The following is a 10,937-nucleotide window of genomic DNA, read 5'->3' as shown; positions in this document are numbered from 1 at the left end:
GTCGGCCGCGCGCTTATGACCAAGCCCAAAGTGCTGATGCTGGACGAACCGACTGCGGGCGTTTCGCCGATTGTGATGGACGAACTGTTCGACCGCATCATCGAAGTGTCGCGCACTGGCCTTCCGATCCTGATGGTCGAGCAGAATGCCCGCCAGGCACTTGAGATCGCCGACAAGGGCTATGTGCTGGTCCAAGGCCGCAATGCATACACGGGAACCGGTAAGGAACTGCTGGCGGACGAGGAAGTGCGCAAGTCGTTTTTGGGCGGCTAACCGACGCTTTTCAGAATTCGGTTTTTTCATGGGGCCGGTCGGGATTCTCGACTGGCCCTTTTGCTTGATCGCTTTGCGCAAAATTGAAGGCCAGAAGATGGCAATAGGTGTTGCCGGCCACACCCTTCTTCCTGAGAACCCTTATTAGGCATCTGAAAAATATAAATTATTTCCTGGCAGCGCACCGGTTCAAAAAGCCTGTGGAATTTCTCGGAATGCCAATCTGCTGCTTTAATCAGGTCAAATTTCAAAAATATCGCTGCGCCCGAACCACTACACCAATCCCCGAAACGCGCCCCATTTGGGGGGCACAAAAATTGGAAGTCAAAATGAAGAAATGGATGATCGCCGCACTGGTCGCACACTTGGCAACTGGCGCTGTGGCTCAGCAACGCGAGTTTGTGTGCATATCGGATATTGATGGAACCGAGTACCGGCTGACACGGCTTGAAGGCGAGCAAAAGGGATCGGTCAAATTCGGTGACACGACCGGGGATGCTCAGGTGTTTCCTGGACTGAACAATATGACGTTCATCCTGGCGACCGAACAGCATGTCATGACCTTCTTCGTCAAAAGCCCTGATCTGTCCTACAACCTGTCCATTCGCCGTCCGGTCCTTCAGAATGACCGCGGCCAATGCATGGAAACCGGAGCCTAGTCCCGCAATCATCTGCGATTTCAGGCCGCGTCCCACATGGTGGCGCGGTCTTTTTCTTTCGGGGATCGGCAGACGGTTGGAGCGCGTGTGATGAATGTCCGCCAAACCGCATAAAAACATGCACAAAGCCGCAAAAATCATGCTCCAAATTGTTGTGTCTTTTGTCGGCGTCATGCCATAAAGCCGCACCCGGACAGTGAGAAGAACATAATGGACCTACTGAATGCGCTTGTTGCGCTTGCGAACTTTGTGATCGTGCCTGCGGTTGCCTATGGCAGTCAGTTGGCACTTGGGGCGCTGGGGGTCACCCTGATCTACGGCATCCTGCGGTTTTCCAACTTTGCCCACGGGGATACGATGGCCTTCGGCGCAATGATTGCCGTGCTGGTCACCTGGGGTCTTCAGGCCGCAGGGATCGGGTTCGGGCCCCTGCCGACGGCGCTTCTGGCGCTTCCGTTTGCGATCCTGGGGTGCATCCTTCTGGTGCTGATCACCGACAGGCTGGTCTATCGGTTCTACCGCGAGCAAAAGGCCAAACCTGTGATCCTTGTGATCGTGTCCATGGGTGTGATGTTCATCATGAATGGGCTGGTGCGCTTCATCATCGGCCCCGATGACCAAAGGTTCTCGGATGGGGCACGGTTCCTGATTTCTGCGCGGGATTTCAAAAAGATGACCGGGCTGGATGAGGGGCTTGCGATCAAAACCTCGCAGGGTATCACCGTGATCGTCGCCGTCGTTGCCGTCGCCTTGCTGTTCTGGTTCCTCAACAAGACCCGCACCGGTAAGTCGATGCGCGCTTATTCCGACAACGAGGATCTGGCCTTGTTGTCCGGCATCAACCCGGAACGTGTGGTGATGATCACCTGGATCATCGTTGCGGCACTGGCCACGACGGCCGGGGTTCTCTATGGGCTGGACAAGAGCTTCAAGCCATTCGTCTATTTCCAGCTGCTTCTGCCGATCTTTGCCTCTGCCATCGTGGGCGGATTGGGCAACCCGATTGGGGCGATCGCAGGCGGATTCATCATCGCCTTTTCCGAAGTCACGATCACCTATGCCTGGAAGAAGGTGCTGACTTACCTTGCCCCGGAAAGCCTCGAACCTTCGGGCCTGGTGCAGTTCCTGTCCACCGATTACAAATTCGCCGTCAGCTTCGTCATTCTGCTGATCGTGCTTCTGTTCAAGCCAACGGGTCTGTTCAAGGGGAAAGCGGTATGAACGAAGCAGTCAAAAACACCCTGCTTTTCGTGATTGTCGGCGGGCTGATCCTGCTGACCGGTTTCGTTCAAAGCTGGAACACGGCGATCTTGATTCTGAACATGGGTCTGATTTCCGCGATCATGGCGATCGGTGTGAACCTGCAATGGGGCTTTGCCGGACTGTTCAATGTCGGCGTCATGGGTTTTGTTGCGCTGGGCGGACTTGCGGTTGTGCTGGTCTCTACCCCTCCGACACCCGGAGCCTGGTCCGCGGGCGGATACGGGATCGTGCTGGCGCTTCTGCTGGGGGCGGCGACCGTTGTCGCAGCCGTGATGGCCGCGCAAAAAATGCCCAAGGGCCGGGCACGAACGCTGGCGATCATCGCAATCCTCGTCGTCGGGTTCTTCGTCTATCGCGCTGTGTTCGACCCGAGCATCGCTGCCGTCGAAGCCATCGACCCAGCCATTGCGGGAAATATCGGCGGGCTGAATCTTCCGGTGCTGCTTGCGTGGCCGGCGGGTGGGCTATTGGCCGCGGGCGCTGCCTGGCTGATTGGCAAGACGGCGTTGGGTCTGCGCTCGGACTACCTTGCGATTGCCACGCTGGGCATCGCCGAGATCATCATTGCGATCATGAAAAACGAGGACTGGCTGGCCCGAGGGGTCAAGAACGTCTACGGCATCCCCCGCCCCTCACCTATCGTGGGCTATGAGATTGACCTGCAGAGCGACCCGTCCTTCGTCGAACGTGCAGCCTCATTCGGGCTGGACCCGGTGACCGCTTCGACCCTGTGGGTGAAACTGGGTTATGCATTCCTGTTCCTGATCGTGCTTCTCATCCTGCTCTGGATGGCTCAGATGGCGCTCAAAAGCCCGTGGGGCCGCATGATGCGCGCGATCCGCGACAACGAGGTCGCCGCCGAAGCCATGGGTAAGGACGTCACCCGCCGTCATCTGCAGATCTTCGTTCTGGGCTCGGCCATCTGTGGCATTGCCGGGGCGATGATGACGACGCTGGACGGCCAGCTGACACCCAGCGCCTACCAACCGCTCCGGTTCACCTTCCTTGTCTGGGTGATGGTGATCGTCGGCGGTTCCGGCAACAATTTCGGCTCGGTCCTGGGGGCCTTTCTGATCTGGTTCCTGTGGGTCGAGGTCGAACCGATCGGTCTGTGGCTTATGAACCTGATCACTTCCAGCATGCCAGATGGCAGCGCGCTTAAGGCCCACCTGATCGAAAGCACGGCACATATGCGCCTGTTCACGATGGGGCTTATCCTGCTGATTGTTCTCAGATTCAGCCCAAGGGGCCTGATCCCCGAGAAGTAGACATCTTTCATCACGAAACCGTCAGGCCGCGCCATGCGAATGGCGCGGTTTCTTGATTGCGGCTTGAAAAATCAATAGACGGCTTCACACTCTATGAACCATATCGGCGCATATTGTTCGAAACACCACTCACCTGATGCGCCGATCTTAACGAGTAAACTCTGACCCAGAAGAAAAGTTCTTGCACCATGAAGACTTCCACAAAGAAAATTGCCCTTATGGTTCCGGTCCTGGCTGTTGTGGCCGGATGTATCCCAAGCCCCCGTGAACTGGAAACCACACCCGTCCAGGTACAGACGCCCAAGGGCGTCGTGACCTGCCAACTGTATCGCCAGGATCGGGTTGACTGGGATCGCGCGATTGATTTCCCGGCCACCAAGATGTCGGTTCCCGAAGCTGACGCCTATTGCCAGCAGGAAGGACAGCGGCGCCTCAAGCGCTGACGCGGCACGCCCCGCCAGTTCCGGCTGGCAGGGCGATGAAACTCAACGGTTGCGAAACAGCCCGCCCAGAATGCCGCGAACGATGCGGCGTCCTGTGGTTCCTTTCAGCTCTTTGATGACTGCCTCGCTCATGGCAGAGGCAAAGCTGTCTTGCTTTCGGACCGATCGTGCAGACGATCGCCCTACTCTGCTGCCGCTGTATCTGCGCGCCGCCGAATACTCCCGCTCGGACACCGACCGGGTGTCGTCTTGCTCCTCGGGTTCGGCTTCCTCGGCCTCGGCCGCGGCCTTGGCTGCGCGCGCCTGCAGGATTTCGAATGCCGATTTGCGATCCAGAAGCGTTTCGTATTTTCCGGCCATCGGAGACGCCTCAATCACAGCCTTGCGCTCGGCGTCGGTAATCGGGCCCAGTTGTGAACCCGGCGGACGTATCAATGTCCGCTCGACCATACCCGGCGCGCCCTTTCGTTCGAGCATCGAGGTCAACGCCTCGCCCACTCCGACCTCCCGGATCGCGGTTTCCGTGTCGAAGGCCGGGTTTTCCCGATAGGTTTCCGCGGCCAGCCGCAAATTCTTGCGATCGCGTGCTGTGAAGGCGCGCAAAGCATGTTGGACGCGATTGCCCAACTGCCCGAGGATATCTTCGGGAATGTCGGCCGGGTTCTGCGTAATGAAGTAAACCCCAACGCCTTTGGATCGGATCAATCGCGCGACCTGCTCGACCTTGTCCACCAGAACCTTGGGCGCATCGTCGAACAGCAGATGAGCTTCGTCGAAGAAAAAGACCAGCTTGGGCTTGTCGGGATCGCCGACTTCGGGAAGTTCCTCAAACAGTTCGCTCAGCAGCCACAAAAGGAACGTGGCATACAGCCCGGGCGCGCGCATCAGCTTGTCAGAAGCCAAGATGTTGACCATCCCGTGGCCGTTTTCATCCAGCCGCATCAAATCCGACAGTTCGAGCGCGGGCTCACCAAACAGCCGCGCGCCGCCTTGGTTTTCTAACACCAGCAATCGTCGCTGTATGGCACCGATCGAAGCGGTCGAGACATTTCCGTAGCGCAGGGACAGCTGCGACCGGTTTTCACCAATCCAGACCAGAAGAGCCTGCAAGTCCTTGAGATCCAGCAGCGGCATTCCCTCTTCATCCGCAACCCGGAAGGCGATGTTCAGCACACCTTCCTGCGCTTCGCTCAGGTCCAGAAGCCGGGAAAACAGCAGCGGCCCCATCTCGGTAACCGTTGTCCGGACAGGGTGGCCCTGCTCACCAAACAGATCCCAGAACGTGACCGGGCACGCGGCATAGGAGTAATCGGCAAACCCGATACGCTGGGCACGGTCCATGAAGGCCTGATGCAACTTGTGATCGGGGCTGCCGGGACGCGCCAGTCCGGACAGGTCACCTTTGACGTCAGACAGGAAAACAGGAACACCCTGCTGCGAGAACCCTTCGGCCAGGATTTGCAGGGTCACGGTCTTGCCCGTCCCCGTTGCACCGGCAATCAAGCCGTGCCTGTTTGAATATTTCAGCGTCAAACCCTGCGGCTGCTTGTAATCAACACCGCCACCGCCGACAAAAACGTTTTCCGTCATATTGATACGTCCCAAAACTTAGCGTCCCGGCACCACCATACAAACTTAACCTTTGACTGCGATAGTGATTTTGCCCGCCTCGCAATTCCCTCGTGTGGTGGGCAAACTTCCTCCCTGTCGACTGGCTGTGCTTTCGGGCACAGCCCTTTTTTTGAAATTGCCAAGTTTCTGCTTGTGGAAACATTAAATTTCGCTGTTAGCAGTTGACCACTGGGTTCGCCTCTCGTAACGTTCGGGCATAACTAAGTCGGCCAGTCCGACGGGGAGATACATTGATTGAAGGGAGCCGCACGTACGGCTCCCTTTGTCGTTTGTACTCAAAGGCTTCCCGGCGTCACTTCAGGTGGCCTCCGATGGGTCGGCAAAAATCCGTCCAATCCCGTGTGCGGCGCGCGCTTTGCAACTGACACGGCCGAGCAGGAATGCTAGAGACGTTTGAAAAAGCTGTATCAGCACAATGAGGCACTGATGATCACCAAACTTGTTCCAGCCACCCTGGTAACGGCTGCATTGCTGGGCTCAGGCGCGTTCGCCCAAGAAGACACGACTGAAACTCAAGAGCAGACGCAAGCCGGTCAGACCACGGATACCGGCTCCAACTTGGATCTGGGTCAAAGCGGCCCGCGTGTCGGCGAGCAATATGTTCGCGAGAAGTCAGGCGACTGGGAGATCTCCTGCATCAAGGCGCAATCCGGAGATGACCCCTGCGCGATGGTTCAGATTCTCAACGGTGCGCAGAATGAACCTCTGGCCGAGATTACCGTTGGCAAGCTGCCCGCCGGTGGTGCCGCCGCAGCCTGGGCAAACGTCATTGTTCCGCTGGAAACCCTGCTGCAGGCACAACTGGCCATCTCGATCGATGGCGCACCGCGCAAGCTGTACAACTATCACCACTGTGTTCCGGTCGGTTGCGTTGCACAGCTGGGTCTGACGCAGGGCGACATTGACGCGATGAAAGCAGGAACGAAGGCTACCATTTCACTGGTGCCCGCACGCGCGCCCGATCAGGTTATCAACATGGATCTGTCGCTGAGCGGATTTACCGCTGCCTTTGACGGCCTGCAGGTCAACACCAACTGATCACGCCAAAATGAATGACCAAAGCCGCCATCATCCGATGGCGGCTTTTTTCATACCTTCTTAAGGGCCAAGACCGCGTTCAGACCGCCAAACGCAAAGGCGTTGCTCAGTGCGACATTTACTTCGGCCTCGCGCGCCTCGTTTGGTACGACGTCCAAAGCGCATTCCGGGTCGGGTTCTTCATACCCGATGGTCGGAGCAATCACGCCGTCACGGACGGCCATGATACAGGCCAACAGTTCAACCGCGCCGGTTCCGCCGATAAGGTGGCCGTGCATGGATTTGGTCGACGAGATCATCAGATCGTCGGCATGGCGTCCAAATACATCCGCGACCGCTGCGCATTCGGTCTTGTCATTGGCGGCGGTTCCGGTGCCGTGGGCGTTGATATAGCCCACGTCACTTGCGTTCAGCCCCGCGTCCTTCAAGGCCCCGGCCATGGCGCGGGCCGCGCCCTGTTTGCTGGGCATCACGATATCCGTCGCGTCCGAAGACATCGCATAGCCCGCAACCTCACACAGGATTTCAGCGCCGCGAGCACGCGCATGTTCGTATTCCTCGAATACGAACACACCGGCGCCCTCGCCCTGAACCATGCCATTGCGATTTGCGCTGAACGGCCGGCACGCGTCCTTCGACATAACCCGGAGGCCTTCCCAAGCCTTGACCCCGCCAAAACACAACATGGACTCCGACCCACCGGTAATCATCGCCGAGGCGGCGCCACTGCGCACCATCTGGAACGCCAGCGCCATCGCGTGGTTGGACGATGCACAGGCCGTCGAAACGGTAAAACTGGGGCCTTTGAGGTTGTGCTCCATCGAAATGTGGCTTGCGGCCGCGTTGTTCATCAGCTTCGGCACGACGAACGGATGGACCCGGTTCTTCCCGTCTTCGTAGACCGAGCGGTAGTTGTCATCCCAAGTCGAAACACCACCACCGGCCGTTCCCAGAACGACCCCCGACCGAACGGCCAATTCGCCGTGAAACTCCAGCCCCGACTGGTCGATCGCCTCTTTGGCCGCAGTCAGAGTGAATTGCGTGAAACGGTCATACAGCGCCATCTGCTGACGATTGAACCGGCCCTCGGCCTCGAACCCGCGGACCTGGCCGCCAATTTTGATGCTCAGTCGGTCGACGTCACGAAATTCAAGCTCGGAAATGCCGCAACGGCCTTCGCGCATCGCTTCCTGGGTGTCGGGCACGGAATGGCCCAGCGAATTGATCGTGCCAGCGCCGGTAATGACAACCCGTTTCATGACCGCGGATCAGACCTTTTCCGCGACCAGTTTTTCGATCCCGGCAATGATCGCTGCAACATTCGAGATGTCGAAATCACTTGCCGTCGGTTCGTTGGCGTTGAAGGGGATCGAGATGTCGAATTCTTCCTCGATAGCAAAGATGCTTTCAACCAGGCCCATGCTATCGATTCCGAGATCTTCCAGAGAGCTTTCGGGCGTCACGTCGGACGGCTCCAGCACGGCCTGCTCTGCAATGATTGCGATGACGCGGTCGCTGATGCTCATGTCGTTCCCCTGATTGTCGCGTTGCGGTTGATTTAATCGCTCGACGAGGGTTTGAAAACCGTCTTTTTAAGCGCCTCTACGTCACGGGCCATGCGAGGAAGCCGACGCTGCGCCTTGTAGATTTCGGTGTGCGTTTCCATTTTCACGCCCGGATAGCCCATGATCACACGACCTGCCGGGACATTCGAAAGTATCTTGGTTCCGCCGCCCGCGATCACGCCGTCACCAATGAAGATATTGTCGACGACTCCGGTCTGGCCACCCAAAACCACGTTGTTGCCGATCTCGACCGAACCGGACACGCCGGTTTGACCGCACAGCAAACAGTCCCTGCCGACCTGGGTGTTGTGCCCGACATGAACAAGATTGTCCAACTTGGAGCCGTCTCCGATTACGGTGTTGCGGATCGTACCATTGTCGATGGTGCAGTTCGCGCCAACCTCGACATCATTGCCGATCTGGACCGCACCCAGAGAATGGATACGCAACCAGCTCTGCGCTTTGGCGTCTCCGGCGTCGCCCATGGTCTTGCGCACGTTTTCCACGCCCGACACCTCCGGCGTGACAAAGCTGAACCCATCCCCGCCGATCCTGGCTCCGGGTTGCGCAATAAAGCGATCGCCGATGATGGCACGCGCGCCGATGCTGACCATCTCGCGCAACAGGCAGTTCTGGCCCAACACGACATCCATACCAACGTGGCACTGGGCGCCGATCACCGTTCCGGACCCGATGCGGGCCCGGGGGCCGACAACGGCCAGAGGCCCGATGGACACATCTCCGGCGATCTCGGCCGTCGGGTCCACGACCGCCGAAGGATGGATCCCAAGTGCGACGCCCTGCCCCCGGTCCAGCATCGTGGTAATTCCGGCCATTGCCATACGGGGGCGGCCAACGAACACGGCGCCCTCCAGACCCAGTGCGCGCCAGTCGGCACCCTCCCACAGAACGGCACAGCGCGCCTGACCCTCAGCAAGCGCCTCGGCGTATTTCGGAGCCATCGCCATAGCCAAATCGGTCGGACCAGCATCCTTGGGCTCGGCCGCCCTCAGAATCGTCAGGCTGGTGTTTCCCTCGGCCGGCGCCCCCAGAGCATCGGCGATTTGCTGTAAGGTGAACTGCATCGCGGGCTTCCTTGTCGCAGGATTTTGCGCCCTGTGCTTACCCCTGAACGTTCGGCAGGGCCACCCCTGCTTTTTGCAGGGCATCCCAAATCTTCTGGTCCCGACCATAGACATCGCGCCGATACTGCACGTCGCCCTTCGGCCCGACGAATGCGGTGCGGTAAATCAGATGAACCGGAACCGGCTGTTTGAGGTCAACCTTGGTTTCACGTCCGGTACCCAGCACCCTGTGGAAAAAGGCCTTGGGGTCCTCTTCCTGTTTTGCCAGCAAAGCATAGGCGAAATCAAAAGGTTGCGCCAAACGAATGCACCCGTGAGAGAAGGCGCGCACTTCGCGTGCGAACAGGCTCTTCTGCGGGGTGTCGTGCAGATAGATGTTGTACTTGTTGGGGAACATGAACTTGACCAGCCCCAAAGCGTTGCTCTGCCCCGGAGGCTGGCGCATCGCAAACGGGAAGCTGCGAGCCGTGAACTGGTTGAAGTCCACCGCATTGCGGTTCACCTGGCGCCCGCGCCGATCGGTGATCTCAAGATGCCGGACGGCATTGGGGTTGGCCCGCAACTTCGGCAGGTATTCCTTGGTGATGATCGAGCGCGGCACATGCCAGCTGGGATTGATCACCATGTGCTCCATCACATCCGAAAATTCGGGGCTTTGACGATCGCTGGTGTTTTTGCCTATCACTGCACGTGTTTCAAATGTCACCCGACCATCGTCGACGATTTTCGCGGAAAAGTCGGCCTGATTGACCAGAACATGCCGTGCCCCCCTCTCGCGAGGGAGCCAGCGTTCACGTTCCATCGCAACCATCACCGCCTTGAGCCGGTCAGAAGGTGAACGGTTGATTTCGGCAATCGTTCCCTGGCCGGCGACACCATCTGGTTCAAGTCCATGGGCGCGTTGGAAGGCTTGCACCGCTGCCACCATGGAGTCGTCATATTCCGGGCTGGCCGTGGGCTTGAGGAACCCCATCGCAACCAAACGATTACGCAGTTTTATGACGCTCGGCCCCGTATCGCCGCGTTCGTATTTTCCGGTTGGAACGGTCGGCCCCCATTCACCATGTTCGTTCAGTGACTGCAGCGCCATCTTCTGCTTGAGAAGCGCCCGGTATTGGCTGGACTGCGGCGGAAGCTGCGCGAGATAAGAGCCGTCGGTGGATTTCATCATCGCCGCAAGATGTTCCGAGGCTGGCTTCCGTTCGACCGCACGCACGAGGCCGGCATCGATCTGAGCCGGGCGCAGCAGCCCGGACTGAATATCCTGCGCATAGCGGACAAACGCCTCGCTCAGCGCTGCCTCAAGCGCTCCGAGATCGCGGTTTGACCGAGCGCTTTCCATCTTCGCCATCAGGCCATCGACGTCATATCGTTCGGCCGGAAGCCCGTGCATCTGAGCATGGGACAATGCTTTGATAAGTGCCGACCGACGCGCCGCGTGATCAGAGGTAGGACCCACCCAAATCGGCGCGAATTCCTGTTCTCGATAGAAGGACGCGATATCCGGGGTTGTCCCTGCGCTTTCCGCCACAGCCATCCGAAACGCGAAACTCTCAGCCTGGGTCGGAGCCGCCTGAACGGATGTGGCCGACACGGCGATGCTTGCGGCAAACAGAAAAATCGTACAGGTCCGACGGACAGAATTCATGGGATAGCCTTGGTTTTCAATAACTTGGAACACTAGTTTTTGCGCCCGACAATTATGTTTCAC

General features: G+C 58.5%; 11 protein-coding genes. 6 read left to right on the top strand and 5 right to left on the bottom strand.

The window, feature by feature from the left end:
* The 5 genes from AC2FM5_RS18035 to AC2FM5_RS18015 all read left to right on the top strand — a co-directional run.
* Positions 1–273 (top strand): ATP-binding cassette domain-containing protein (locus AC2FM5_RS18035; RefSeq protein ID WP_496737234.1); only part of this gene is annotated, 273 nt, incomplete at its 5' end.
* A gap of 329 nt (positions 274–602) precedes the next feature.
* Positions 603–932 carry a hypothetical protein gene (locus AC2FM5_RS18030; RefSeq protein WP_170357867.1) on the top strand — a complete coding sequence of 110 codons (330 nt, stop codon included), beginning with the start codon at positions 603–605 and terminating at the stop codon, positions 930–932.
* A 210-nt stretch (positions 933–1,142) separates the two neighbouring features.
* Positions 1,143–2,153, top strand: a complete 1,011-nt coding sequence (locus tag AC2FM5_RS18025; RefSeq protein WP_093962081.1) for a branched-chain amino acid ABC transporter permease — start codon at positions 1,143–1,145, stop codon at positions 2,151–2,153.
* Positions 2,150–3,463, top strand: coding sequence for a branched-chain amino acid ABC transporter permease (locus AC2FM5_RS18020; RefSeq protein WP_170357869.1), 1,314 nt, complete (start codon positions 2,150–2,152; stop codon positions 3,461–3,463). Before AC2FM5_RS18025 ends, AC2FM5_RS18020 begins: the two co-directional genes overlap by 4 nt.
* A gap of 188 nt (positions 3,464–3,651) precedes the next feature.
* Positions 3,652–3,906 carry a hypothetical protein gene (locus tag AC2FM5_RS18015; protein ID WP_093962083.1) on the top strand — a complete coding sequence of 85 codons (255 nt, stop codon included), beginning with the start codon at positions 3,652–3,654 and terminating at the stop codon, positions 3,904–3,906.
* Positions 3,907–3,948: 42 nt separating this feature from the next.
* Here the strand turns inward: AC2FM5_RS18015 and AC2FM5_RS18010 are convergent, their stop codons facing one another.
* Positions 3,949–5,496 (bottom strand): helicase HerA-like domain-containing protein, encoded by a 1,548-nt coding sequence (locus tag AC2FM5_RS18010; RefSeq protein ID WP_496737233.1) that lies wholly within the window; start codon positions 5,494–5,496, stop codon positions 3,949–3,951.
* 468 nt (positions 5,497–5,964) lie between these two features.
* Here AC2FM5_RS18010 and AC2FM5_RS18005 point away from each other — a divergent pair, with 468 nt between their 5' ends.
* Positions 5,965–6,576 (top strand): invasion associated locus B family protein, encoded by a 612-nt coding sequence (locus tag AC2FM5_RS18005; RefSeq protein ID WP_170455287.1) that lies wholly within the window; start codon positions 5,965–5,967, stop codon positions 6,574–6,576.
* A gap of 50 nt (positions 6,577–6,626) precedes the next feature.
* Here the strand turns inward: AC2FM5_RS18005 and AC2FM5_RS18000 are convergent, their stop codons facing one another.
* From AC2FM5_RS18000 to AC2FM5_RS17985, 4 genes are read right to left on the bottom strand one after another with little or no spacing between them, the layout of a single operon-like run.
* Positions 6,627–7,835, bottom strand: coding sequence for a beta-ketoacyl-[acyl-carrier-protein] synthase family protein (locus AC2FM5_RS18000; protein ID WP_496737231.1), 1,209 nt, complete (start codon positions 7,833–7,835; stop codon positions 6,627–6,629).
* A gap of 9 nt (positions 7,836–7,844) precedes the next feature.
* A complete protein-coding gene (locus AC2FM5_RS17995) occupies positions 7,845–8,102 on the bottom strand; it encodes an acyl carrier protein (protein ID WP_093962086.1) in 258 nt (85 codons plus the stop codon).
* A gap of 32 nt (positions 8,103–8,134) precedes the next feature.
* Positions 8,135–9,226: a UDP-3-O-(3-hydroxymyristoyl)glucosamine N-acyltransferase gene (gene lpxD, locus AC2FM5_RS17990; RefSeq protein ID WP_170449969.1), complete on the bottom strand. Its 1,092-nt coding sequence runs from the start codon at positions 9,224–9,226 to the stop codon at positions 8,135–8,137.
* Positions 9,227–9,263: 37 nt separating this feature from the next.
* Entirely contained in the window at positions 9,264–10,874 is a 1,611-nt protein-coding gene (locus AC2FM5_RS17985; RefSeq protein ID WP_496737229.1) for a L,D-transpeptidase family protein, read from the bottom strand.
* Positions 10,875–10,937: the final 63 nt, after the last annotated feature.

The sequence above is a fragment of the Ruegeria sp. BHSA162 genome (assembly GCF_059613385.1).
This window is presented reverse-complemented; position numbering and strand designations above follow the sequence as displayed.

What these genes read in the sequence shown, in the direction of transcription:
- AC2FM5_RS18030 (WP_170357867.1), top strand. Translation starts at nt 603, where the DNA reads ATGAAGAAATGGATGATCGCCGCACTGGTCGCACACTTGGCAACTGGC.
- AC2FM5_RS18025 (WP_093962081.1), top strand. Translation starts at nt 1,143, where the DNA reads ATGGACCTACTGAATGCGCTTGTTGCGCTTGCGAACTTTGTGATCGTG.
- AC2FM5_RS18020 (WP_170357869.1), top strand. Translation starts at nt 2,150, where the DNA reads ATGAACGAAGCAGTCAAAAACACCCTGCTTTTCGTGATTGTCGGCGGG.
- AC2FM5_RS18015 (WP_093962083.1), top strand. Translation starts at nt 3,652, where the DNA reads ATGAAGACTTCCACAAAGAAAATTGCCCTTATGGTTCCGGTCCTGGCT.
- AC2FM5_RS18010 (WP_496737233.1), bottom strand. Translation starts at nt 5,496, where the DNA reads ATGACGGAAAACGTTTTTGTCGGCGGTGGCGGTGTTGATTACAAGCAG.
- AC2FM5_RS18005 (WP_170455287.1), top strand. Translation starts at nt 5,965, where the DNA reads ATGATCACCAAACTTGTTCCAGCCACCCTGGTAACGGCTGCATTGCTG.
- AC2FM5_RS18000 (WP_496737231.1), bottom strand. Translation starts at nt 7,835, where the DNA reads ATGAAACGGGTTGTCATTACCGGCGCTGGCACGATCAATTCGCTGGGC.
- AC2FM5_RS17995 (WP_093962086.1), bottom strand. Translation starts at nt 8,102, where the DNA reads ATGAGCATCAGCGACCGCGTCATCGCAATCATTGCAGAGCAGGCCGTG.
- lpxD (WP_170449969.1), bottom strand. Translation starts at nt 9,226, where the DNA reads ATGCAGTTCACCTTACAGCAAATCGCCGATGCTCTGGGGGCGCCGGCC.
- AC2FM5_RS17985 (WP_496737229.1), bottom strand. Translation starts at nt 10,874, where the DNA reads ATGAATTCTGTCCGTCGGACCTGTACGATTTTTCTGTTTGCCGCAAGC.